Here is a 26,081-nt window from a genome sequence, read left to right on the forward strand (position 1 = left end):
CACACCACCGTACGTACCGTTCGGTATACGGCGGTTCATTAAGACAGTCTAGCTTTTTCATACTGTGAAGATAAACTTTTAAAACCATGACTAATCAGTCTTTGATTAGTTATGGTTTTACTTAGTATTGGACTAATTGATGTTCTCCAGTAACTTTTCCTTGTATTTGCATACTCCCAAGCCTTGTATTTAGGTACTCCTAGTTTCATTAGATTCTTAAATCTTGTTCTACCTATAAATGCTAAAATAATATTGTAGGAAGTTGCCAATATTTTAATGTACAATATTTACAAAATTCTCTATAGTATTAATGGGTGATGAAAGTGATTTTAAACATTAATACAGAAATAGAGATAAAAACTGTAAAAGATTTAAACAAATTAAAAACATTAGTGGAGGTTAATAATTTGGAAAAACCAAATTTCAGTGAAATAGGAAGGGAGTTGGGAGTTGATAGGAGAACAGTTAAAAAATATTATGAAGGAAATACGGAAAAAGAAAGAAAAGAGAAGAAATCTAAAATAGATGATTATCACAATATTATCACTTCTTTGCTATCAGCAAAAAGCAAGCAGATATTCTACTACAAATCTCATCTCTATAGATATCTGGTAAGAGAGCACGGGCTTGAATGTTCTCGTAGCAATTTTAATTACTACATTTTAAAGAAAAGTGAATTTGCTGAGTATTTTAAACCAAAAGCAAAAAAAGATTCTGTGAAATCTGAAACACCTTTTGGTAAACAAGCTCAGTTTGATTGGAAAGAGAAATTAAAATTTTCTTTTAAAGATAATAGTGAAATGCTTTTAAATGTAGGTAGCTTAGTCTTATCTGCCTCTAGATTCAAGGTATGGGCAATATATCCATCAACAAGTCAGAATCATCTATTTGATTTTTTATCTAATTCATTTGAATCATTAGGTGGAGTGCCAAAAGAAATAGTAATTGATAACGCTTCTACTATGATGGATAAAGCTAGAACCGAGTGTTCAGATGGTAAAGTAAATAGTAAGTTTAAGCAACTTTCTGATGACTTTGGATTTAGCATATATCCTTGTGTTAGAGCAAGACCTAATACTAAAGCAAAAGTTGAAAATCCAATGAGAATAATTGATGAAATTATGAATTACAATGGTGTTTTAGAAGATTTACAAGAATTGCATGAAAAGATGAGTGTAATCACAAATGAAGCTAATTCAAGAGTATGTCAAGCTACAGGATTACCACCTATATTAGTTTTTAACAAAGAAAAAGAACATCTATTACCACTCCCACATGATAAAATCTGTTCTTTTTACAAAAATGAAACTGTACAAGCAAAGGTGAATACCAATAGCCTATTTAAATACAAGCATAATATGTATTCAGCTCCACCAGATTTAATTGGTAAAAATGTTACAATACAAGTTAGTGAAAATAACTTACATGTATATTATAACAAAAAACTAATTACAATCCATAGAATAACAGAAAAAAAGATTAATTATCACAATGATCATCATTTAAAGATGTTAGGATTAACATTTAAATGAAAAGAAGATGTTTCAGAGTATGCAGATAAACATTTAAAAGAATTGGAGAAATTTAATGAACAATTATCAAAAGTTATGTGAGAACCTAAAAGAGTTAAAGTTAGTTCAGACAAGCTTGAGACTAGATGAATATATTACAAAAGTAAATGAGGATAAAATAAGTCTAGTAGACGCACTTTATGAGCTTACTACAAAAGAAATAGAAATAAAAAACTTTAATGCTACAAATGCAATGGTTAAAGTAGCAGGATTTCCACATTTAAAAGAAATGAAAGATTTCGATTTTGAGTTTCAGCCTAAAATAAATAAACAACAATTTTTAGATTTTGAGAGTTTAAGATTTTTAGAAAACAATAGTAATATAATACTAATTGGAAATAGTGGGGTAGGCAAGACTCATCTTGCTACTTCCATTGGTATGGCAGCTGCTAAAAAGCGATTTAGCACTTATTTTATAAAATGTCAAGACTTAATTGCTCAACTAAAAAAGGCATATTTAGAAAATAAATTAGACAGTAGAATAAAACATTTTAGCAAATATAAATTGTTAATAATTGATGAAATAGGCTATCTTCCTATTGGAGAGATGGAAGCTAAAATGTTTTTCCAACTAATAGATAAAAGATATGAAAAGAAAAGCACAATAATTACTAGCAATATAAATTTATCGGATTGGAGTGAAATATTTGTAGACAATATGTTAGCTAGTGCCATCTTAGATAGATTAGTCCATCATTCTAGTATAGTAAATATATTAGGTAATTCTTATAGAACAGCTACTGCTCTATCTAAAATATCTAATAAAGATAATTAGCAAAACTGTACATAGAAATATTGGCACATTTATGCAAAATAATCTTGACATTAATACTACCTAGTTTCCATGTTTTCCATACACAAGCTCTAAGTCGCCTTCGTACCCATTTGTCTAGTTCTGTTAGTTTAGTCTTCATATCTGCCAGTTTAAAGTAATTTACCCAACCTACAATTATTTCATTTAGTTTCTTAATTCTATAATCAAAATTCATGTTTATATTTCTATTAGTAATCTTTCTAATCTTTTCTTTAAGTCTTTCATAACTCTTGTTATGGGTTCTAAATCTAATTTTACCTTTTGAGTAGTAGAAACTGTATCCTAGAAATTTTCTTTTAGTTAGTGGAGATACTGCTGATTTCTCAGTATTTACTTTTAGTTTTAGTTTTCTTCCTAGAAATTTAGTGATGCTCTTAAGGACTCTTTCTCCTGCTCTTGTGCTTTTAACATAGATATTACAATCATCAGCGTAACGGCAGAATTTATGTCCTCTTATTTCTAATTCTTTATCTAATTCATCAAGTAATATATTGCTGAGTAATGGGCTTAAAGGACCACCTTGGGGTGCTCCTTGTTCTGATTTGACTGCTATACCATTTAACATTATCCCTGAGTTTAAATACTTCCTTATTAATTTTAATACTCTTTTGTCTTGTATCTTTCTTGATACTAAGTTCATTAATATGTCATGGTTTACATTGTCAAAGAACTTTTCTAAGTCCATATCTACAACTTGTTTGTATCCTTCATTTATATATGTTTGAGCTTGTTTTAGAGCCATGTGTGCACTTCTTCCTGGTCTAAATCCATAGCTATTATTTGAAAATGCTCTATCGAATATCGGATTAATCACTTGGTTTATTGCTTGCTGGATTAATCTATCTACTACTGTTGGTATTCCAAGGAGTCTTATGCCTCCATTGGGTTTGGGTATTTCTACTCTTTTTACTGGTTGTACTTTGTATTTTCCATCTAACAGATTTGCTTTCAAAGTTTCGTAGTTTTCTTTCAGGTAGGTTAGAAGTTCATCTACTCTCATTCCATCTATTCCACTACTTCCTTTGTTAGCTAGTACTCTTTTGTATGCTTCAAAGATATTTCTCTTATCTACAATCTTTTCGAGTAGATTTTCAGTATTAAATCCCGACTTGGTTTTCAGATTTGACTTCGCCGACAAATCACTATACGCTCCCTGTTTACCTTGAGTTTCCATCTCTACTTCCACAGTCCAGCCCAAATCTTTGGTTTTCTGTATTCTTTTCATGTTTGTTGAGATTGCCAAACTTACTCACCTCCCTAATGTTCAGTCCTTCCAAGATTATCATGATTAATCTTGTACTATGACTTCTGCTGACTTCTGATAATTCAGTTACATATCACTATGTAGTTTGTCATGTAGACCGTAGTCTTTTATGACTTATCTATCAGACCTCCCCAGGTAAGAATACAAACTTTCTCTCCATATATCTGCTACATTTACTTCCCCTGTTTCGGATAGTTTAGGACTTTGGTTTGTATTGCAACCTCATCCACAAGGTCAAGCCTCAAATGTAGTTCGTGTACCTCAGACCGGAGTTTTGCCGCCGACTTCCTTCAGATTCCACCTCACAGTGGACACCCTTGTCTTAAGCTAACGGTTGGCACTATCAACCCCCGTATCGGACTTTCACCGACTAGTTTGCGTCCATGCTGGGCGCACAATAAAAAAAAGTACACTTACAAGTGTACTTTTTCCATGGTGGGCCTTCAGGGACTCGAACCCCAGACCTACCGGTTATGAGCCGGGCGCTCTAACCAACTGAGCTAAAGGCCCCTAGTAAATAGGGTATTATTCGTTAAATTAGTTTATAATATGGTGGGCCTAGGTGGACTCGAACCACCGACCTCACGCTTATCAGGCGTGCGCTCTAACCACCTGAGCTACAGGCCCCTAGTAAATAGGGTATCATTCGTTAAATTAGTTTATAATATGGTGGGCCTGGGTGGACTCGAACCACCGACCTCACGCTTATCAGGCGTGCGCTCTAACCACCTGAGCTACAGGCCCTAAAGTCTAATTCTATGGCAGGGGTGGCAGGATTTGAACCCACGGCATTCGGTTTTGGAGACCGACGTTCTACCACTGAACTACACCCCTATTTTTTTAATTTGGTGCCCAGAGCCGGAATCGAACCAGCGACACGTAGATTTTCAGTCTACTGCTCTACCGACTGAGCTATCTGGGCTAAAAATGAAACTTTTTCATTATCACTCTGCTTATATGTAGATAAAAAAAAATGGTGGGCCTTCAGGGACTCGAACCCCGGACCTACCGGTTATGAGCCGGGCGCTCTAACCAACTGAGCTAAAGGCCCCAATATATTATGGGCAACTTCAAATATCCACCTTGTTTTTACGAGAAGTGTTAATGGCGGAGAAGGAGGGATTTGAACCCTCGCGCCCCGTGAAGGACCTACTCCCTTAGCAGGGGAGCCTCTTCAGCCACTTGAGTACTTCTCCATCTTTGGCGGAGAGGGTGGGATTCGAACCCACGTGGGCTTGCACCCTAACGGTTTTCAAGACCGCCCCGTTATGACCACTTCGGTACCTCTCCAGGTATTAGAAAACTAAAATTTGTCTATGGCTTTAGACAAATTATGGTGATCCATCGGGGATTCGAACCCCGGACACCCTGATTAAAAGTCAGGTGCTCTACCGGCTGAGCTAATGGATCATGAAAATGCATTACTAAAAAATCATATTTATTTGGCTGGGGTGACAGGACTCGAACCTGTGGAATGCTAGAGTCAAAGTCTAGTGCCTTACCGACTTGGCTACACCCCAATAATGGCGCGCCTAGGAGGATTCGAACCCCCGGCACATGGATTAGAAGTCCATTGCTCTATCCTGCTGAGCTATAGGCGCATAATTAATAAAATGTTTTTATTGGAGCGGGTGAAGGGGATCGAACCCTCGCAACCAGCTTGGAAGGCTGGGGCTCTACCACTGAGCTACACCCGCATGGTATAATGGTGGAGGAGACTGGATTTGAACCAGTGAAAGCAGAGCTAACGGATTTACAGTCCGTCCCCTTTAGCCACTTGGGTACTCCTCCCTATGTAGTATCTAAATGATACTACTATTATTTTGTTGGAGCTGGCAAGAGGACTTGAACCCCCGACCTACTGATTACAAGTCAGTTGCTCTACCAACTGAGCTACGCCAGCATAATTTAAAATGGCGACCTGGAAGGGACTCGAACCCTCGACCTCCAGCGTGACAGGCTGGCATTCTAACCAACTGAACTACCAGGCCGCGAATAATACTAAATTAATGGTGGGCACAACAGGGCTCGAACCTGTGACCCCCTGCTTGTAAGGCAGGTGCTCTCCCAACTGAGCTATGCGCCCATTAATTATATAAAGTTTTAAAATGGTGACCCCACGGGGATTCGAACCCCGGATACCGCCGTGAAAGGGCGATGTCTTAACCGCTTGACCATGGGGCCATACAATTAATAAGTATTTTATAAAGATTTTTGGTTGCACTCATAGAGTACTACTATCTTAAAAGAGTTTTTATGGTTGCGGGAGCAGGATTTGAACCTACGACCTCCGGGTTATGAGCCCGACGAGCTACCAGACTGCTCCATCCCGCGATATGTGGCACACTTAATCTTACTTTAAGTAAAACTTGGTGCCGGAGACCGGAATCGAACCGGTACGACCTTTTAAGGGTCGCAGGATTTTAAGTCCTGTGCGTCTGCCAGTTCCGCCACTCCGGCCCTTCAATTTATACTATGGCTCTCAGGGTGGGACTCGAACCCACAGCCTACCGGTTAACAGCCGGTTGCTCCACCATTGAGCTACCTAAGAATGCAGTTTCGCAACTCAAATTTGTTCACTTCCTACGGTCGTGCAAATTTGGTGCTCATTGCCTTTAACCTACCTACAATTCGCTTTTGCTCATTGGGTTAGGTTATAAAGCCCGGCGACTTCCTACTCTCCCAGGGCGTTGCCACCCAAGTACCATCGGCGTTAAGAGGCTTAACTTCTGTGTTCGGTATGGTTACAGGTGTGTCCCTCTTGCTATCGTCACCAGACGAAAACTACTTAGCAATTTATCTTTGATCATTATTTGGTCAAGTCCTCGACTTATTAGTATCTTTTAGCTTCAAGTATTACTACTCTTTCACCTTAGACCTATCTACCAGGTGGTCTTCCTGGAGTCTTACTCTATTGATGGGAAATCTTATCTTGAGGGGGGTTTCGTGCTTAGATGCCTTCAGCACTTATCCCTTCCAAACTTAGCTACTCAGCCATGCCTCTGGCGAGACAACTGATACACCAGCGGTTTGTCCATCCCGGTCCTCTCGTACTAAGGACAGCTCCTCTCAAATTTCCTACGCCCACGACGGATAGGGACCGAACTGTCTCACGACGTTCTGAACCCAGCTCGCGTGCCTCTTTAATGGGCGAACAGCCCAACCCTTGGGACCTACTCCAGCCCCAGGATGAGACGAGCCGACATCGAGGTGCCAAACCTCCCCGTCGATGTGAACTCTTGGGGGAGATAAGCCTGTTATCCCCGGGGTAGCTTTTATCCGTTGAGCGATGGCCCTTCCACGCGGTACCACCGGATCACTAAGTCCAACTTTCGTTACTGCTCCACTTGTAGGTGTTGCAGTTAAGCTTCCTTTTGCCTTTACACTCTTCGCACGATTTCCGACCGTGCTGAGGAAACCTTTGAGCGCCTCCGTTACTCTTTAGGAGGCGACCGCCCCAGTCAAACTGCCCAACTGACAGTGTCCCTATACCAGATAATGGTACCAGGTTAGAATTCTAGCCTAACAAGAGTGGTATCCCACATTTGACTCCACCAAGACTAGCGTCCTGGTTTCTTAGTCTCCCACCTATTCTGTACATGTTATGCCAAAATCCAATGTCAGCCTGCAGTAAAGCTCCACGGGGTCTTTCCGTCCTGTCGCGGGTAACACGCATCTTCACGTGTACTACAATTTCACCGGATCCTTTGTTGAGACAGTGCCCAAGTCGTTGCACCTTTCGTGCGGGTCGGAACTTACCCGACAAGGAATTTCGCTACCTTAGGACCGTTATAGTTACGGCCGCCGTTTACTGGGGCTTAAGTTCTAAGCTTCGGATTACTCCTAACTCTTCCCCTTAACCTTCCAGCACCGGGCAGGTGTCAGCCCCTATACTTCGTCTTTCGACTTAGCAGAGACTTGTGTTTTTGGTAAACAGTCGCTTGGGCCTATTCACTGCGGCCAGATGATCTTTCGATTGTGCAATCTATCCTTCTCTGGCACCCCTTCTCCCGAAGTTACGGGGTCATTTTGCCGAGTTCCTTAACAAAGGTTCTTCCGCTCGTCTTAGGATTCTCTCCTCGCCTACCTGTGTCGGTTTACGGTACGGGTAGTTAAATACTCGATAGTGGCTTTTCTTGGCAGCATGGAGTCAGTTGCTTCTCTACTTGTTTTTCGATCCCCATCACATCTTGGAATTATGGGAACGGATTTGCCTATCCCCACTTCCTACTTGCTTAGACGCGCTTTTCCAACTGCGCGCTCAACTTATCCTTCTGCGTCACCACATCTCTCAAACGCATTTATCTAGTACAGGAATTATAACCTGTTGTCCATCGCCTACGCTTTTCAGCCTCGGCTTAGGTCCCGACTTACCCTGAGTGGACGAGCCTTCCTCAGGAAACCTTGGGCTTTCGACGGGTGAGATTCTCACTCACCTTTCGCTACTTATGCCAGCATTCTCTCTTGTGTTAAGTCCACCATTCCTTCCGGTATAGCTTCAAGCCTAACACAATGCTCCTCTACCACTGATACCATTGTATCAATCCACAGCTTCGGTACCAAATTTAGCCCCGGAAATCTTCGGCGCAGGGTCTCTCGACCAGTGAGCTATTACGCACTCTTTAAATGTATGGCTGCTTCTAAGCCAACATCCTGGTTGTCTGTGAAACCCCACATCCTTTCACACTTAATTTGGATTTAGGGACCTTAGCTGGTGGTCTGGGCTTTTTCCCTTTCGACTATGAAGCTTATCCCCCATAGTCTGACTCCCAAGTATATGAGTATGGCATTCGGAGTTTGATAGGCTTTGGTAACGCTATGCGCCCCTTAGCCAGTCAGTGCTCTACCTCCATCTCACTTTATCTTGAGGCTAGCCCTAAAGCTATTTCGAGGAGAACCAGCTATCTCTGAGTTCGATTGGCTTTTCACCCCTATCCACAGGTCATCCGATAACTTTTAAACGTTACCCGGTTCGAGCCTCCATTGAATTTTACTTCAACTTCACTCTGCCCATGGATAGATCACTCAGTTTCGGGTCTATGGCATACAACTAATTCGCCCTATTAAGACTTGGTTTCCCTACGGCTTCGTAACTTAATTACTTAACCTTGCTGCATACCATAACTCGCTGGCCCGTTCTACAAAAAGTACGTGGTCACACATATAAAGTGCTTCCACTGCTTGTAAGCATAGGGTTTCAGGTTCTATTTCACTCCCCTCCCGGGGTTCTTTTTACCTTTCCCTCACGGTACTATTCTCTATCGGTCACTAAGGAGTATTTAGCCTTGGGAGGTGGTCCTCCCTACTTCCCACAAGATTTCTCGTGTCTCATGGTACTCTGGAGAAAAGCCTGTATAAACTTAGTTTCGACTACAGGACTATCACCTTCTTTGGTGAGACTTTCCAGTCTTCTTCGTCTACTAATTTTATATCCTTTGCTTTTTCCTTAACCCCAGATAAATCTGGTTTGGGCTGTTTCCCGTTCGCTCGCCGCTACTTAGGAAATCGAATTTTTCTTTCTCTTCCTCAGGGTACTTAGATGTTTCAGTTCCCCTGGTCTTCCTTCATACACCTATGTATTCAGTGTATGATACTTGAGGGTTGCTCAAGTAGGTTTCCCCATTCGGACATCTCCGGATCAAAGTCTATTTGCGACTCCCCGAAGCATTTCGGTGCTTATCCCGTCCTTCATCGGCTCTTAGTGCCAAGGCATTCGCCCTATGCTCTTAATAACTTGACCTTAAAAATTTTGATCTATTTTTTATTGCTTTTGTAGTTTTCAATGTTCAGTGTAACTTAATTTAATAAGTTAATATATATAAGAAAACAGTGTGAGTACTTTGTTTCTCCTTAGAAAGGAGGTGATCCAGCCGCACCTTCCGATACGGCTACCTTGTTACGACTTCACCCTAGTCATTGACCCTACCTTCGACAGCTGCTTCCTTGCGGTTAGCTCACTGGCTTCGGGTATCGCCAACTTCCATGGTGTGACGGGCGGTGTGTACAAGACCCGGGAACGCATTCACCGCGGCATTCTGATCCGCGATTACTAGCAACTCCAACTTCATGTAGGCGAGTTGCAGCCTACAATCCGAACTGGGATCGGCTTTTAGAGATTCGCTCCTTATCGCTAAGTGGCTCCTCGTTGTACCGACCATTGTAGCACGTGTGTAGCCCAGGACATAAAGGGCATGATGATTTGACGTCATCCCCACCTTCCTCCGATTTATCATCGGCAGTCTCTCTAGAGTGCTCAACTTAACTTGTTAGCAACTAAAAATAGGGGTTGCGCTCGTTGCGGGACTTAACCCAACATCTCACGACACGAGCTGACGACAACCATGCACCACCTGTGTCCTCTGTCCCCGAAGGGAAAACTCTATCTCTAGAGTGGTCAGAGGCATGTCAAGCCCTGGTAAGGTTCTTCGCGTTGCTTCGAATTAAACCACATGCTCCGCTGCTTGTGCGGGTCCCCGTCAATTCCTTTGAGTTTCATACTTGCGTACGTACTCCCCAGGCGGAGTGCTTAATGCGTTAGCTGCGGCACCGAGGTTTGACCCCCAACACCTAGCACTCATCGTTTACGGCATGGACTACCAGGGTATCTAATCCTGTTTGCTCCCCATGCTTTCGTTCCTCAGCGTCAGTATAAGTCCAGAAAGTCGCCTTCGCCACTGGTATTCTTCCTAATATCTACGCATTTCACCGCTACACTAGGAATTCCACTTTCCTCTCCTTAACTCAAGCCTTCCAGTTTCAAATGCTTACCACGGTTAAGCCGTGAGATTTCACATCTGACTTAAAAGGCCGCCTGCGAACCCTTTACGCCCAATAATTCCGGACAACGCTCGCCCCTTACGTATTACCGCGGCTGCTGGCACGTAATTAGCCGGGGCTTCCTCCTAGGGTACCGTCATTATCGTCCCCTAGGACAGAACTTTACGACTCGAAAGCCTTCATCGTTCACGCGGCGTCGCTGCATCAGAGTTTCCTCCATTGTGCAATATTCCCCACTGCTGCCTCCCGTAGGAGTCTGGACCGTGTCTCAGTTCCAGTGTGACCGTTCACCCTCTCAGGCCGGTTACCCATCGTTGCCTTGGTGAGCTTTTATCTCACCAACTAGCTAATGGGACGCGAGACCATCTTTCACCGCTTTACGCTTTGACTTTTAAATAATGCTATCTAAAAGTATCATAAGGTATTAATCCCAGTTTCCCGAGGCTATCCCTTTGTGAAAGGCAGGTTTCTCACGCGTTACTCACCCGTCCGCCGCTAAGATAATAAAAGAGTCAATCCGAAGAAATCTTCTTTTAAAACTTCGCTCAACTTGCATGTGTTAGGCACGCCGCCAGCGTTCGTCCTGAGCCAGGATCAAACTCTCATTTAAAAGTTTAAGTTTGATTGGCTCAATTATTTGTTGTTAATTGATTTTGTGTGTTTAGATTCAAAGTATTTCACACTGTTTAATTATCTAAGTTCATTGCCGCTCTCTCGAGGCGACTTTATTAGTATAACAAATCTTTTCTTTCTTGTCAACAGTTTTTTTAAAAAAACTTTTTTGTTGACTTTTTGTTGCTGTGTTGACTTTGTTACTTTGTTGAATTTTGTCTGCATTTGTTTTGCCGACTTTTAATATGATACTATGTTTCTTCTTGTTTGTCAACCCTTTTCTCAATTTATTTTTTAAGAAGTTTTGTGCTGTTTTCCTGCACTCCCTAGCTGACTTATACTATGATACATTGTTTTATAATAAATGTCAAGAATATTTATCAACATTTTTATTTATATCCTAATTTCAGAATATTATACATTATCCATGCTTGATTTTAACTGCTCTAAATAGGATTTTACCCTTTCATCTTCAGGTTGTAATTTATTTGCAAAGCCTATATCCTTTAGTGCTTTTTCATATTTACCTTCCTGAATAAACAATAATCCTCTATTAAAATATAGTGTATATTCTTTTTCTAATTTATCTATTCCATAGTTAAAAATATCTATGGCCTTCTTTATATCTCCCATATTCATATACATAATACCTAAGCTATTATATATATCTACTATATCATCCTTTAATTCTAAAGCCTTAGACATATGAGAAGTAGCTAGATCAAACTGATTTATCCCATTATAAGTTTGTCCTAGTAAATAATTTACATTCCAATTTTCTTCATACTTTGGCAATAGTTTTAAAAATGCGTCTAAAGCTTTATTATAATCTTTGTAACTTAGATAAGTAAGTCCCATCTCCAAATTAGAATCATCATCTATAGTATTTAATTCCTCTCTAATTTCTTGTGACAATATTTCATCATCACTCATTTGAAGAAACTTCTCCCATATTAGTCTAGCCTTTAAATAATTCTCAAAGTACTTATAATGAAAGCCTAATTTATAGTAAGCTAATTTAAAGCTATCATCTATCTTTAATATTTCATTTAATATATCACTTGATTTTTTAATAAATTCGTCTGCCTTTTTCAAGTTCTCTTTTTCTAAAAATCCAAGCCCTAACTTCTCTAATACCAAAGAATAATTAAATAGCCCCCTTATATTGCCTTCATCAATAGATAATAATGCTCTTGAATAAATACCACTTTCATTGTAATCCCCTTCTTCATAAAGCTTTATAGATCTATATAATATATAATCCACTATGTTTTTATCATAGCTCATTAGTATATTTTTATATTCATCATTATATATAAACAAAGGATCCACCCCTAGAGTATATATAATTCCATCTATTATAGATCTTACTTTTATTTCATCTATATCTTCTGTATAGATCTTTTTTGCTAAATCTTTTGTAATTATAGGCAAAGATATCCCAGATTTTATCTTAAATCTATCAATAAGTATATGGGAGTCTTCTTTTATCTCAATAAAAGTTATATCTTTATTCTTTTTTTTGAAGTATTCATTTATATATTTCATTTTATCACCTTTTTATTAAAATTTTCTCATATACATTCTCTTTCTTCTTGTACTACCACTTAGCATTTTATATAGATATCCTCTATATAACATCATAAAAGAAAATATAGTTTGACCTATAAAGTAAAATAATACACTTCTAACATTAAATAATGCACTATAAGAAATATATGTATTAAACAAGCCAGATAATATATTTCCAGTAACTAAATATATTAATGTATAAAAAACTATATTAGGTATTAGCCAATTCACCCAATTTTCCTGCATAAATTCTATTGTTTTTACTATACTACCCCATGCATCATAACTTTTTATATATAGGGTTTCAGGTAATGGATTCAAAAGTATTATAATTGTTAAGCTTATAATCATATTTAGAAAATCAGCTCCCGGTCCTACAATTCTAAATATAAAAGACAATAAGTAACTCCCTATGAACCCTATAAAGAGTACTCCATATATTTTCCATAGGAAATAAGAAAATCCATCTTTAAAATTTTGAAAGCTTAATCTATTATAATTAACTATATTAAATAATAAGTACAGATAGTTAGATATTAAGCTACTACTTACAACAGCCGATAGAATCCCTCCAAATATTGAAAAGGGTCCCCTTAAGATAAACCCTAATAAATTATATATAGCAGCACTTAGGGTAATATATATAATTCCTGTAAAAATTAGAATCCAATTCTTTTTGAAACTATTTATCGTACTCTTTAAAACATTTTTATTAATATATATAAAATCCCTTATTATATCCAATTAGCACAACTCCTTTACTTGCTTTGTAACATCATAAGTATTACAGTTTAGCATTACTGAATCTCTATATTTAAATAATATATAGGTTTCTTCTTTTTTAATATGTGAGGTATAGTTCCCATCTATTATTTCAAGTACATTATATTGAAATTTGTTTATAGATGTTTTATTTATTACTTTTTTAGTAGGAGTATCTCTATACTCTACTAAATAATTAGAAAGAATTTCTTCCTCCTTTAATAATCTATGGACTTCATTTTGTTTAATCTCTTCATGATTCTCCCTAAGCTCTTTAGGTAATTGAGATCTTTTGTTATTTGAAATATAGTCATACTTCAGTATAGCCCCTATTATTCCCCCATCTTTATAACCCTTGAAATCTATATAATTCTTTAGTATGATATATAGATTTTTTTTGCTATGTGACACTTCGTGGTGTTTTTTTATCTCCCAATAATTTGCAAATTCTTCATAGAATAAAAATGCACTTCTATAATGGTTCTTAATCATATATTCTAAGGTATGTTTAAAGTTTCCTTCATTATAATATTTTTCTACTAAATCCTCTATACTCTTTAATAGTATAAGATCGCCAAATGTAATATAGTTATTTTCTAAAACTTCATATGGGGGTTCATTTAAATATTTATACCCATATTCTTCCTCTTTTAGTCTTAAGTCTGATCCCTTCAATAATTTTAAAAATCCTAACTGCAACTTTTCAGGTCTTAAATCATATACATCATTAAATGATTTTTTAAAACTTTCATAATCTTCATAGGGTAATCCTGCTATTAAATCTAAATGTTGATGAATATTATTATATGAACTTATAGTTTTTGTAACTTGTGTAAGCTTACGGAAGTCTGTAGTTCTACCTATAGCTTCTATAGTCTTAGGATTTGTAGACTGTACTCCTATTTCAAATTGAAATAATCCTTCCTTAGCGGTTTTTAAAAACTCTAGCATCTCATCATCTATAAGATGTGCTGTAACTTCAAAATGAAAGTTTATATCCTTAGGATCTCTATCCATTATAAACTGCATAATCTCCATAGCATATTTTTTATTGGCATTAAATGTTCTATCTACAAATTTAACCTGTCTTACCCTATTATCTATCAATACACTTAAATCCCTTTTTACCCTCTCTAAATCAAAATACCTCACACCCTTTAAAGTAGAAGATAAACAAAATTTACAGTTAAATGGGCATCCCCTAGAACTTTCATAATATACGATTTTATTTTCAAAGTTTTTAAAATCTAATTTATATGGTGATGGAATAGTGTTTAAATTATTAATAAATTCCCTTTCCCCATTTTTTATTATAGTCTCATTATCTCTATATATAATTCCCTTTATATTATTTAGAGGATCTTTTTTATTAATTGAAGAAAGAAGCTCTTTAAATGTCAACTCTCCTTCTCCATAAACTATAATATCTATATAGGGGTTTTCCTCCATAAGTTTTTCTCCTTCAAATGATACCTCTGGTCCCCCTAAAATTATCTTTAGTTTAGGATTTATTATCTTTAGTATTTTGCTAATCTTTAAGGTTTCATTTAAATTCCATATGTAAGTAGAAAATCCTACAATATCAGGATTCAACTTATATATTTCCTTGGAAATATAGTCTATATTTTGATTTATTGTGAACTCTAAAACATCAGTTTTAAAATCATCCTCTACATAGGTAGATAAATATCTAATGGCTAAGTTTGAATGTATATATTTAGAGTTTAGTGTTGTAAGTATTGTCTTCATATTTTCCTCTCTTTCTCTTTCTTTTTTATTAAATTAATTTTAACCTTTAGTTTCTAGTGTTGATTGTTTATGTCAAAAGATGTAGAATATAATATATATTATCTATGAGAGGAGTCAAAAAATGCATAGTTTTGATAAAATATCTATTCAAGAAATGTCCAAAGGAGACATGTTGTTAATTATAAAAGCACTAGAATACACAGGTGTTAATACTAAAATAGAAGATTTCTTAGAATTAAGAGATAGCTTTATAGATGAACTTTCTTCTCTATCTGAGTTATCTAAGGAGACCTTCATGGAATATCTAGAAAAAGAAACCCAATCTATTTAGAAAGGGTCTCTCTTAAATAAATACATACCTGATTTTGTTTGAACCAAAGAAGTTAGAACATTATTTCTAACTTCTTTTTTTATTACCCTTCCATTATTAATTAAAGAATGGAAAAATACATCCCCTTCTTTAAAGCTAAATATATCCGGTAAATTATACTTATCTATTATTAAGTCTTCTGGATCTATTCTACTTTTCCTAAGCTTTAAAATATATTCATTCATATTTAGATAAAACTTAGGCAAATCAATATCTAAATCAATATCTAAATCCATATCCTTATTAGAACTTATTATAATCTTAGATAAAGTAGTCTCTGGATCTTGTCCTTTTAATATTCCTAATATATCTAAAACCTGCTTATACCCATTCATATGGATTCCATTTAAAATATTTATCAAGTCAATTCTATTTTTTTCAAATTCAATCTTGAAATTCCCAGGATAATCATCTAAGGAAAACCTATAGAATCTTCCATGCTTCTCTAAATAATCTACTTGAGCAAAACCTATTATATAGTCCTTTACATCTTGTACTATATTGTTTTCTTGTCTTATAAGATTATAGATTACTCTAATATTAAATATCCAGGTCCATAAAGTTTTTAAATCTCCAGTTGTATATAGCAAGTTTTTAACAACTTCTTTTTCCATCAGCTCATATTCAGGATTAGCAACAATAATTGGAAGAATTCTAGAATATAAGGTTTTATCTTTGTATTTAAAATAATCCCAAGTATTTGTATCTTTTATAATTTTATCAATATCCTCATTTCTTCTAATTCTATAGTGTTTCCATAGTTTTAACTCTTCTTTAAATCTTCTATAGTCTATAGAATTACCTACCCTTTTTTCATTAGGTAAAAGAGATTTTATTGTCATAGTAGCTATCTGAGATATATTTGTGATTTCTTTGTGAACTTTTATGTCATTTTTGAACACATTTATAATTATTTTTTCTAAATCTATTTGTAACATTCATACACTCCTACATTACATTAGGTGATTCTATCCCCAACAGAGCTAAGCCTGTCTTTATAACTGTCTTTGTTATATAACATAACATTAGTCTAGCATCTTTAAGTTCTTTATCTTCTACTAAAATCTGAGAGCTATTGTAGAATTTGTTAAAGGACTTAGCAATTTCTACTAAATGTCTAGTAATAAAATAAGGTTCATTTTTACTACAAGAGTCAACTATTATTCTAGGGAAATCATATATAAGTCTAATTATATCTATTTCAGCCTCTGAACTTAGTAAACTATAATCAATTTCAATTTCTTGATTGAACTCTCCTTTTTTTAGTAAAGATACTATTCTTGCATGAGTATATTGTACATAAGGCCCTGTTTCACCTTCAAAACTAAGGGTTCTGTCTAATGAGAATACATAATCTTTTATCCTCTGATTAAATAATTCCTGGAATATAATCGCTCCTATTCCTACTTGTTTGGAGATTTTTTCTTTGTCTTCAAGATTTGGATTTCTATTATCTATTATTTCTAAAGTCTTTTCAACAGCATTATTTAATACATCTTCCAAGAATACTACTCTACCTTTTCTAGTTGATAAAGTTCCTTCTTCTAAGCTTACCATTCCAAACGGTACATGGATACAATCCTTTGCCCAGGAGTATCCCATAAGCTCTACTACTTTCATCCATTGTTTAAAGTGTAAATTTTGTTGAGATCCTACTACATATATATTTTTGTAAAAGTCATAAGTATTTTTTCTATAAAAAGCAGCTGCTATATCTCTAGTTGTATAAAGTGTAGATCCATCTTTTTTCTTTATAAGTGCTGGAGGCATGTCATATTCTTCTAAATTAACTAAGTAAGCCCCTTCTGATTGTTCTAATAAATTTTTCTCTTCTAATTCATCTACTATACTAGCCATCTTGTCACTATAGAAACTTTCCCCTGTAAAATAATCAAATTTAATATTAAGCATGTCATATACTCTATTAAATTCCTTCAAACTTATGTCTCTAATCCAATTCCAAAGTTGTAAAGCTTCTTCATGACCGTTTTCTAATTCATGGAACCAATATCTAGCTTCATCCTTTAATGACTCATCATCTTCTGCTTCTTTGTTAAATCTTACATAGAGCTTTAGTAGTTCCTTTATAGGGTTTGATTCTATAACTCCCCTATCTCCCCATTTCTTATAAGCAGAAATAAGCATACCAAATTGAGTCCCATAGTCTCCTAAATGATTTATTGCTAGAGTATTATAGCCTAAAAATTTGTATATTTTATATAGAGAGTTTCCTATTACAGTAGATCTAATATGGCCTATGTGAAAAGGTTTAGCAATATTTGGTGAAGAAAATTCTACTATTACTGTCTTATCTTTTCCTAAATTAGAGGAACCATATTCTTCTTGTTTTTCATTAACTTCTTTTATAACTGTTTCAACTAATTTATCTCTCTTTATAAAAAAGTTAATATACGGTCCTTTATTTTCTATCTTTTGAAAATACTCGCTACCTTGCATTTCAAGGGCTAACTCTTGTGCTATGATATTTGGAGATTTTCTAAAAACCTTTGCCAATCTAAAAGTAGGAAAAGCATAATCACCCATTTCATAAGATGGAGGTGTTTCTATTAATTTTGATATTTCATCTTTATCTAAATCCTCTATATGTTCTTTTAATAACTTTATCACTTGTTCTTTAAAGTTTATCATTTTGTTATCCTCCTAAATTACTAATTCTTTTAAGCTCTATAGTTTATTTTATTTGTAATACAGTTACGCCATGTCCTCCCTCGCCATATTCTCCATATCTATAAGATTTAACAAGTCTATGTTTTTTAAAATATGGTATAAGTCCTTTCTTCAACGCTCCTGTCCCTTTGCCATGAATTACATATACCTCTTTTAGTCCTGCAATATATGAATCATCTAAATATTTATCTAGATCCATTATAGCTTCTTCTATGTTTTTTCCCCTTAAATCTATTTCATTTTTTATATATTTTGATTTTGACTCTATTATATTTTTAGATCTTATTTTAGATGCTTCCTTTTCCACAGTTTGAGCCCGTCTCAATGTGGAAATATTTACATTAACCTTCATAATTCCAACTTGTACATTTAAATTTCCACTTTCATCAGGAAGTGTCAGAACTTTACCCATCTGATTTAAAGATAAAACTTCAACATCTTCTCCTATTTTAAGATTTTTAGGTGGTTTTTTTGCCTTTACATTTAAAACAGCATCTGTAAGAGACTTGTCTACTTCATCAATTTTGACCTTCATCAATTCTTTAGCCTGTTGAACTTTTCTACTTCTCTCTCTACCCAATTCATTTGATATATCTTTTAATTCACTTATTATTAACTCAGAAGTCTCTTTTGCATCTTTAAGTATCTCTCGAGCTTCTTGTTTAGATTTTTGAATAATCTTATCTCGCATTTCTTCAGTCTTAGTTTTTTCTCTTTTTAAATCCTCTTTCAGGTTCTGGATTTCTAATTTTAACTTCTCAGATTCTAATTTATTTTCTTCTGTCTGTCTTCTATCTTTTTCTATTGTCTGTAAGACATCTTCAAATTCTATGTTTTCCTGGGAGATTAAGTCTCTAGCATAATCTATTATATGTTCTTGTAATCCCAATCTTCTAGATATCTCAAAGGCATTTGACTTTCCAGCAACCCCTATCATAAGTCTATAGGTAGGACTTAAAGTATCTATATCAAACTCTACAGATGCATTTTGTACTTTTTCCCTAGTAAGGGCATATAATTTTAATTGACTATAATGAGTAGTTGCTATAACTCTAGTATTTAATTTAAGTAAATAATCTAGTATAGACATAGCCAAGGCTGCCCCTTCAGTTGGATCAGTTCCTGCTCCTAATTCATCAAATAATATAAGACTATTTTCTTCTGCATTCTCCAATATATCAACTATATTAGTCATATGAGATGAAAATGTGGATAGAGATTGTTCAATACTTTGTTCATCTCCTATATCTGCAAACACTTTATTGAATATAGCCATTGAAGAATTAGACTCAGATGGTATTAAAAGTCCTGATTGCACCATAAGAGTAAATAGGCCTACAGTTTTTAATGTAACTGTTTTACCACCTGTATTAGGACCTGTGATTATTAATGAATTAAAATCCTTACCTATATATATATCTGTAGGGACTATTGTCTTCTCTTTTAGGAGAGGGTGTCTACCTTTTTTTATATTTATATATCCATCAGTATTTATTATAGGTTTTGTAGCATTCATTTCAAGACCTAATTTTCCCTTTGCAAATATAAAGTCTACATCTTGTAGTATTTCTTGATTTAATCTTATATCCAAAGCTTTAGCTGCTACCATTTGAGACAATTCAAATAGTATTTTTTCAATCTCTTTTATCTCTTGTATCTCTAATTCTCTTAACTCATTGTTTAATTCTACTACTACCATAGGTTCAATAAATACTGTAGCACCACTTGAACTAATATCATGGACCATACCAGGCACGTTAGATTTATTTTCTTGCTTTACAGGGACTACATACCTTCCTTCTCTCATGGTAATTACACTATCTTGAAGATATTTTCTATAAGCTTGAGAATTTACTATGGAATTTAACTTAGATTTGATTGATTCATTTTTATTTGTTATCTGTCTTCTAATACTTCTCAAGTTTGCACTTGCATTATCTGATACTTCATTTTCATTTATAATTGCAATATTTATCTTATCCTCTATATCTTTGTGTACTACTAAATTCTCTATCATACCTTCTATAATAGGATATCTAGAAAATTTATCTGAATCATTATCTCTTATATAAGATTTCAATGATCTAGCAACTCTTAGGATATCTGAAATTTTAAGTAATCCCTCCGGAGATAGACTACCTCCTATCTCTGTTCTCTTTAATTCTCTAGTTACATCTTTTATACCAAACAGAGGGGGATTTCCTCTTTTTATTAAAAGAGTAAGGGCTTGATCTGTCTCTTCAATCCAAGAAGTTATTTCATCTTTATCAGTTGAAATTTCTAAATTTCTAATCTTTTGTTTACCCAATTCAGATTCAGCTTTTTCTTCTAGTCTTTTCAATATTTTATTATATTCTAGTGCCTTTAAAGTTTTTTTGTTCAATTACATCACCTCTTTTAAATTACCCCTCTGTAATAGTGTCCCTTTGTTATATCTTTATGCTTTTTAAATTCTTCCACTAAATCTTTTGCCAATTTCTCCTCTATAGAACCATTTGCAAAATCATAAAACCAATCTTGGATTTCTCTTATATTGTCTTCTTCTATGGTAAAATCAATTCTAATCATGGAAGCACCAGCTTTATATATATCATTTAAACTGTCTAAAACCATTAAAGGAACTGAATTATAGGTAATTGTATATCCATTATCTCTTACTACTGGAAATATCATATCCATTCTATCTTTTAATCCATATCCAGTAGCTAAATTACAATTTTTACAATCACTATCATCTTTACATCCTTTTAATAGAGCTAATGGACAAGTCTTCATAATCATACTTGGCAAATATCCGTAGACCACAGATTCTAAATTCCCATTAGATAATTTATCTATCTCTTTTATTTCTTTTAAATTTAATTCAGGTGATAAAGACATACTATCTACCCCAATTGAATTTAAATAATTTATAGTATAAGAATTTAATATATTTAAACCTATATCTGTATGAATTTTAAAATCAAATCTATCTTTTACATATTTTAAAGTCCCTAGATTAGATACACTTACTCCATGGATTAAATCTTTAAATTTATTTAAAAATTTTCCTAATTTCTCAAAACCTTTGCTATGAAGTATCCTTTGAGTTGATATATACACTTCTATCTGTCTATAATTTAAATCTTTTAATACATCCTCTATCTCCTCATAAAATTCAAGGTATATTCTATCTACCTTATCTAAATCTAATTTTTCAAATTGAGATCTGTCCCTGACTTTAATTGATACTTTTCTGTTATATGATTTTACTATAGGTGTTAGACTTAAAGCATCTTCTTTTAAAGATTTATAAGCTTTGTCATCTATTATATGTCTATTGTTAAAATTCAAAAGAATTTTATCTAGTTTTTCTACAGCTTCTCTTCTCAAATTATTTATGACCCCTAGAGGTAAAAAAGAATTTTCCTCTAGATTTATCTCTATATTCTCTAAATAATAATTAGTATTTCCCAATTTAGATAATTGTTCTTTTAAGGTTTTTTCATCTAGAGAGAGTTTATTTGCATTTTCCACTTTAAAATCTCCAACTGTATCTATAGAAATATCTTTGTACCTTAGTCTTAAACTTGGAAATTCACCTATGCTAATATCTATCTCCATATCTATAGGCTTTTTATCTATTTTATAAGATATATCGGCAGAATTAAGCAAATCTATACTTGAAGTCTTGTATACAGGAGAATTTTTTAAAATATACTTAGGTTTTTCTAACTTTACAGTACTTCCCTTTTTCCCAGATATTCTTGATCTTTCTCCTTTATATTTCCCATTTGATAGCATATACTCTATGCCATCACCTTCTTTTAAGTCTTCTTCTAATTTTAAATATGCAAATTTATTGTCAATATTTTGTATTCTCCCTAATAATATTCCTCTATTGTCAGGTCTCTCAGTAGATACAAAATTCTTTCCAAAATCTCCCAAGGTTATACCTTTAGTAAACTCCCTATTGAAAATTTGATAGATATCTTTTTTATCTCTTTTACTAATAGAGCCTTTCCCTTGATCTAAAGCTTTCCTATAAGTCTTTACTACAGTTGCAACATATTCTGGCCTCTTCATTCTGCCTTCAATTTTTAAGGAAGTAACTCCACTGTCTATTATTTGATCTAAATATTCTAATGTATTTAAATCTCTTGTACTTATAATATGAGAGTTTTTAGATGATTTAATAGAATTCTTCTTTAAATCTACTAGACTATATTTCATTCTACAAGGTTGTGCGCAAGTTCCTCTATTACCACTTCTCCCACCTATAAAGCTACTCATGAGGCATGCTCCAGAATACGCAACACATAGTGCACCATGAACAAAGCTTTCAATTTCAATATTTGTATTTTCTCGTATAAGTTTTATTTCTTCTATAGGAGTTTCTCTAGCTAAAACTACTCTTTTAAATCCCATATCTTCTAAAAATTTAGCCCCATATAAATTGTGTATTGTCATTTGTGTACTAGCATGTATGTTCATATCTGGAAATACCTTTTTAACTAAATCTGCAACTCCTAAATCTTGTACTATAATAGCATCCACATCTATTTCATATAAAAACTTAATATAATCTAATATTTTACTGATTTCTCTATTGTGAATTAATATATTCACAGTCACATATACCTTTACACCATTAAAATGTGCAAATTCTACTGCCTTCTTAAGTTCTTCAAAATCGAAGTTTGAGGCAAATTGTCTAGCATTAAATAATTTACCACCTAGGTATACTGCATCAGCCCCATTATTTATAGCGGCATATAAAGATTCTTTACTTCCAACTGGAGCTAACAGTTCTATTTTTTTATTCACCATAATTTCCTCTCTTATTTGTCATCACTTGTCTCTAAGTCTAATAATCTTATATATTCTTTTAATTCTTTCTTAATCTCAACTATCTCAATTTGATTTTTAAAATTTTTGTCTTGTAATAGCTTAATAGTTGATTCTAATTTTTTAATCTTTTCTTCCATTTTCTTATTAGAATTAATATAATTTTGCATTTGTTTTTCTATTGTAGACTTTTCATTGTTTAAATTTAAAATTTCATCCTTATATTCAATAGCTTCCTTTTTCAATATCCCTATTTCTTCATTTGATTTTTCCAAATTTATTTTTACATTTTCATAATTTTCTAAGGGCTCTTTTGTCTTTTTCTCTAAATCATCTAATTTTTCTCTAGTTTTAAACAGCTCATCTGTAATATTTAGTGCTGCTAAAGTTGCAGACATGGTTTGACTAAGATAGCTATTTTTATTTGCCAATCTTTTTATATTTTTATCTACAAATTTTGCCAGAGTTAAAATATATTCCTCATTTTCATCGCCAACTACTGTAAAGTTACGACCATCAATCATAACATTTATTTTGTTTTTCTTAGTCATAACTACCCTCCTCATATTTATAAATATAATCTTTATACTTATATTTGTAAATATAATATTCTACAAATTTTATATTTTCCCTCTTATTTTAGAAAAAAGAGGTAGATAATCTACCTCTTTAACTTCTAAGTTTAGCTCCTAAATTTTCTTCTAAATCTTTTATTATTATCTCTTGTATATCATTTATTTGTTTTTCTTCTAATGTCTTTTCTAAAGATCTATAAATTATTGAAAAAGCTATACTTTTCATATTTTCAGGTATTTGATCACCAGTATATATGTCAAATAGTTCTAGTTTTTCTATAAGATCTTTTCCATGTTTTAATATTATCTTTTCGATATCTCCTACTAGGATATCCTCTTTTACTATTACTGCTATATCTCTTTTTATTGAAGGATATTTAGGTAATGGTCTATATTTTTTATCAAAATTAGTCAATTTAACTATCATATCAAAGTCTAATTGTGCTACATAAACCCTTCTATCTATATCATAATTCTCACAGACATCTATATGAACTTCTCCAATTGTACCCAAGTTTTTTCCATCTATAATGATATTTGCAGTTCTACCTGGATGGAATAAAGGATTATTTTCTTCCCTAGTATAGTCTAATCTTTTTATACCTAGTATGTTTAATAATTTTTCTACAGTCTCTTTTAAATAATAAAAATCTTCTTCTGCATAAAAACCTATAGATAAAACTTTCTTTTCCATAGGTAAATCTACTACTGGCAATTCCTTAGGAATAAATATATTTCCAATTTCATATGCAAAAATAGAGTCCACATTTCTATTGTAATTTCTACTAAGTAAATCCATCATATTTGGAATAAGTGTTGTTCTCATAACACTATAATCCTCTCCAAGAGGATTTAAAAGCTTTATATATTTTCTTAAATCATTATCTTTTGGAGTATTTATTTTATCATATGCCTTAGGACTTATAAAAGAATATGTCATTACTTCATTATATCCTAGTCCAGTCAGTATTTCCTTAGCTTTATTTTCTATAATCTTTTCATATGGTTTTTGACCTCGAGTCAATTTCCCTCTTAAAGCTTTACTCTCTATATTATGAAATCCAAAAAGCCTACCTATCTCTTCTATTAAATCTGCTTCTATGGATAAATCCAATCTATAAGTTGGAATAGTACTTGAAATTAATCCATCTTTGTAAGTAGATTTTAAGCCTAAAGAATTTAAATATCCTAGCATGTCTTCTATGCTTATATTTATTCCCAACAAACTATTAACTCTTTCAGGGCGAATATCTACAGTTTTTTCTTCTCTTTTATTCTTGTATATATCCATATTTTCACTTACTACGGTTCCTGCCCCTATTAGTTCTACTAGTTGACAAACTCTATCTACAGCAGTGCTACATAAATTTGGATCTATTCCCTTTTCAAACCTATTTGATGCTTCTGTTCTAAGACCAAACTTTTTAGAAGTAAGTCTTACACTCTTTTCATCAAAATTGGCACCTTCTAGTAATACTATTTTTGTATCATTGGAGATTTCAGAGTCTAATCCACCCATTACACCTGCTATTGCAATAGGGTCTTTTCCATCTGCTATGATTAAATCATTTTCATCTAATTTTCTCTCTACATCATCTAGAGTTGCTATACTTTCTCCTTCTTCTGCTTGACGTACTATTATCTTTTTCTCCTTTAATGTCTCTAAATCAAAGGCATGTAGCGGCTCTCCATATTCAAGCATTACATAATTAGTTACATCAACTATATTATTTACAGGTCTCATACCAGCTTCCATAAGTCTTTGCTCTAACCAATTAGGAGATTTACCTATTTTTACATCTTTTATAACTCTAGCATAGTATCTATTACATTTTTCACTTTCTATTTTTATATCATTTAAATAATCCGAGATACTGTCCTCTTCATTTTTTATATCTATTTTTGGTTCTTTTATGTCTAATTTAAAGGTAGCTGCAGTTTCCCTTGCCATTCCCAGTATACTCAAACAATCTGGTCTATTTGGAGTTATTTCAAACTCTATAACCTCATCTGTTAATCCTAATACAGATTTTATATCTGTACCTAGGGGATATTCTCTATCTAATATATGAATTCCCTCTTTGGATTTTTTTGAAACAACATTGTCACTATACCCTAATTCGTTTAAAGAGCAAAGCATCCCAAAGGAATCAAGTCCCCTAAAATCTGTTTTATCAATAACTATTTCTCCTGGCAATACAGATCCTATTTTAGCTACAGGTACAAGATCACCTATTTTAAGATTTTTAGCACCAGTTACTATTTGTAAAACTTCACTGCCTACATCTACTCTACATACAACTAATTTATCTGCATTTTCATGAGGCTTTAAATCTGAAATCTTACCTACCACTACTCCTTCTACACCTTTGTCTAAAGAAATAATAGATTCAACATGGGAGCCTGATAATGTAAGACCATCTGCTAATTCTCTTGTTGTTTTCTCTGTATCTATATAATCTTTTAACCATTCTATAGGTAATAACATAATTTATCTCCC

Annotated in this window: 14 protein-coding genes, 20 tRNA genes and 3 rRNA genes; 3 read left to right on the forward strand and 34 right to left on the reverse strand. The window is 33.9% G+C overall.

Features of this window, described 5'->3' with window-relative positions:
* Positions 1-38 precede the first annotated feature (38 nt).
* Positions 39-284, reverse strand: coding sequence for a hypothetical protein (locus AC4PG3_RS09290; RefSeq protein WP_492196378.1), 246 nt, complete (start codon positions 282-284; stop codon positions 39-41).
* A 39-nt stretch (positions 285-323) separates the two neighbouring features.
* Here AC4PG3_RS09290 and istA point away from each other — a divergent pair, with 39 nt between their 5' ends.
* Complete coding sequence (gene istA, locus AC4PG3_RS09295; RefSeq protein WP_492196213.1) at positions 324-1,532, forward strand: IS21 family transposase; 1,209 nt, start codon at positions 324-326, stop codon at positions 1,530-1,532.
* A gap of 55 nt (positions 1,533-1,587) precedes the next feature.
* Complete coding sequence (gene istB / locus AC4PG3_RS09300; RefSeq protein ID WP_492196212.1) at positions 1,588-2,346, forward strand: IS21-like element helper ATPase IstB; 759 nt, start codon at positions 1,588-1,590, stop codon at positions 2,344-2,346.
* Here the strand turns inward: istB and ltrA are convergent.
* The 27 genes from ltrA to AC4PG3_RS09435 form a co-directional block, all read right to left on the reverse strand.
* Positions 2,330-3,628 carry a group II intron reverse transcriptase/maturase gene (gene ltrA, locus AC4PG3_RS09305; RefSeq protein WP_492196379.1) on the reverse strand — a complete coding sequence of 433 codons (1,299 nt, stop codon included), beginning with the start codon at positions 3,626-3,628 and terminating at the stop codon, positions 2,330-2,332. The genes istB and ltrA overlap by 17 nt on opposite strands.
* Positions 3,629-4,082: 454 nt before the next feature.
* A tRNA-Ile gene (locus AC4PG3_RS09310) sits at positions 4,083-4,159 on the reverse strand.
* 40 nt (positions 4,160-4,199) lie between these two features.
* Positions 4,200-4,276 (reverse strand) — tRNA-Ile (locus tag AC4PG3_RS09315).
* Between the two features lie 40 nt (positions 4,277-4,316).
* Positions 4,317-4,393, reverse strand: a tRNA-Ile gene (locus AC4PG3_RS09320).
* A 15-nt stretch (positions 4,394-4,408) separates the two neighbouring features.
* Positions 4,409-4,483, reverse strand: a tRNA-Trp gene (locus tag AC4PG3_RS09325).
* 12 nt (positions 4,484-4,495) lie between these two features.
* A tRNA-Phe gene (locus AC4PG3_RS09330) sits at positions 4,496-4,571 on the reverse strand.
* Positions 4,572-4,623: 52 nt separating this feature from the next.
* Positions 4,624-4,700: transfer RNA gene (locus tag AC4PG3_RS09335), tRNA-Ile, on the reverse strand.
* Between the two features lie 54 nt (positions 4,701-4,754).
* A tRNA-Ser gene (locus tag AC4PG3_RS09340) sits at positions 4,755-4,845 on the reverse strand.
* Between the two features lie 5 nt (positions 4,846-4,850).
* Positions 4,851-4,939: transfer RNA gene (locus AC4PG3_RS09345), tRNA-Ser, on the reverse strand.
* A gap of 44 nt (positions 4,940-4,983) precedes the next feature.
* Positions 4,984-5,059: transfer RNA gene (locus tag AC4PG3_RS09350), tRNA-Lys, on the reverse strand.
* Between the two features lie 33 nt (positions 5,060-5,092).
* Positions 5,093-5,169, reverse strand: a tRNA-Gln gene (locus tag AC4PG3_RS09355).
* A gap of 4 nt (positions 5,170-5,173) precedes the next feature.
* Positions 5,174-5,250: transfer RNA gene (locus AC4PG3_RS09360), tRNA-Arg, on the reverse strand.
* A gap of 22 nt (positions 5,251-5,272) precedes the next feature.
* Positions 5,273-5,346: transfer RNA gene (locus AC4PG3_RS09365), tRNA-Gly, on the reverse strand.
* A 9-nt stretch (positions 5,347-5,355) separates the two neighbouring features.
* Positions 5,356-5,440 (reverse strand) — tRNA-Tyr (locus tag AC4PG3_RS09370).
* A gap of 36 nt (positions 5,441-5,476) precedes the next feature.
* Positions 5,477-5,552: transfer RNA gene (locus AC4PG3_RS09375), tRNA-Thr, on the reverse strand.
* An 11-nt stretch (positions 5,553-5,563) separates the two neighbouring features.
* Positions 5,564-5,640 (reverse strand) — tRNA-Asp (locus AC4PG3_RS09380).
* Between the two features lie 19 nt (positions 5,641-5,659).
* A tRNA-Val gene (locus AC4PG3_RS09385) sits at positions 5,660-5,735 on the reverse strand.
* Between the two features lie 23 nt (positions 5,736-5,758).
* Positions 5,759-5,833 (reverse strand) — tRNA-Glu (locus AC4PG3_RS09390).
* Positions 5,834-5,906: 73 nt separating this feature from the next.
* Positions 5,907-5,983 (reverse strand) — tRNA-Met (locus tag AC4PG3_RS09395).
* A gap of 36 nt (positions 5,984-6,019) precedes the next feature.
* A tRNA-Leu gene (locus tag AC4PG3_RS09400) sits at positions 6,020-6,109 on the reverse strand.
* Between the two features lie 16 nt (positions 6,110-6,125).
* Positions 6,126-6,200 (reverse strand) — tRNA-Asn (locus tag AC4PG3_RS09405).
* A gap of 110 nt (positions 6,201-6,310) precedes the next feature.
* Positions 6,311-6,427 (reverse strand): 5S ribosomal RNA (rrf, locus tag AC4PG3_RS09410).
* A 35-nt stretch (positions 6,428-6,462) separates the two neighbouring features.
* A 23S ribosomal RNA gene (locus AC4PG3_RS09415) occupies positions 6,463-9,389 on the reverse strand.
* A 114-nt stretch (positions 9,390-9,503) separates the two neighbouring features.
* A 16S ribosomal RNA gene (locus tag AC4PG3_RS09420) occupies positions 9,504-11,036 on the reverse strand.
* Together the 16S, 23S and 5S rRNA genes with 20 tRNA genes alongside form the textbook arrangement of a ribosomal RNA operon.
* A gap of 416 nt (positions 11,037-11,452) precedes the next feature.
* Positions 11,453-12,586: a tetratricopeptide repeat protein gene (locus AC4PG3_RS09425; RefSeq protein ID WP_492196380.1), complete on the reverse strand. Its 1,134-nt coding sequence runs from the start codon at positions 12,584-12,586 to the stop codon at positions 11,453-11,455.
* A gap of 15 nt (positions 12,587-12,601) precedes the next feature.
* Positions 12,602-13,354 (reverse strand): hypothetical protein, encoded by a 753-nt coding sequence (locus AC4PG3_RS09430; RefSeq protein WP_492196381.1) that lies wholly within the window; start codon positions 13,352-13,354, stop codon positions 12,602-12,604.
* Positions 13,355-15,121 (reverse strand): B12-binding domain-containing radical SAM protein, encoded by a 1,767-nt coding sequence (locus AC4PG3_RS09435; RefSeq protein ID WP_492196382.1) that lies wholly within the window; start codon positions 15,119-15,121, stop codon positions 13,355-13,357.
* 121 nt (positions 15,122-15,242) lie between these two features.
* On the opposite strand from AC4PG3_RS09435, the gene AC4PG3_RS09440 reads away from it, so the two are divergent.
* Entirely contained in the window at positions 15,243-15,452 is a 210-nt protein-coding gene (locus tag AC4PG3_RS09440; RefSeq protein WP_492196383.1) for a hypothetical protein, read from the forward strand.
* Here AC4PG3_RS09440 and AC4PG3_RS09445 read toward each other — a convergent pair.
* From AC4PG3_RS09445 to pheT, 6 genes are all read right to left on the reverse strand, one after another.
* Positions 15,449-16,429: a hypothetical protein gene (locus AC4PG3_RS09445; RefSeq protein ID WP_492196384.1), complete on the reverse strand. Its 981-nt coding sequence runs from the start codon at positions 16,427-16,429 to the stop codon at positions 15,449-15,451. The genes AC4PG3_RS09440 and AC4PG3_RS09445 overlap by 4 nt on opposite strands.
* 10 nt (positions 16,430-16,439) lie before the next feature.
* Positions 16,440-18,140 carry an arginine--tRNA ligase gene (argS, locus tag AC4PG3_RS09450; RefSeq protein ID WP_492196385.1) on the reverse strand — a complete coding sequence of 567 codons (1,701 nt, stop codon included), beginning with the start codon at positions 18,138-18,140 and terminating at the stop codon, positions 16,440-16,442.
* Between the two features lie 43 nt (positions 18,141-18,183).
* Positions 18,184-20,562, reverse strand: a complete 2,379-nt coding sequence (locus tag AC4PG3_RS09455; protein WP_492196386.1) for an endonuclease MutS2 — start codon at positions 20,560-20,562, stop codon at positions 18,184-18,186.
* A 14-nt stretch (positions 20,563-20,576) separates the two neighbouring features.
* Positions 20,577-22,988, reverse strand: coding sequence for a U32 family peptidase (locus AC4PG3_RS09460; protein WP_492196387.1), 2,412 nt, complete (start codon positions 22,986-22,988; stop codon positions 20,577-20,579).
* Between the two features lie 11 nt (positions 22,989-22,999).
* On the reverse strand, positions 23,000-23,557 hold the full coding sequence (locus AC4PG3_RS09465) for a cell division protein ZapA (RefSeq protein ID WP_492196388.1): 558 nt from the start codon (positions 23,555-23,557) through the stop codon (positions 23,000-23,002).
* A 118-nt stretch (positions 23,558-23,675) separates the two neighbouring features.
* Entirely contained in the window at positions 23,676-26,069 is a 2,394-nt protein-coding gene (gene pheT / locus AC4PG3_RS09470; RefSeq protein WP_492196389.1) for a phenylalanine--tRNA ligase subunit beta, read from the reverse strand.
* Positions 26,070-26,081: the final 12 nt, after the last annotated feature.

It is taken from the genome of Tissierella sp. QWL-11 (genome assembly GCF_058683765.1).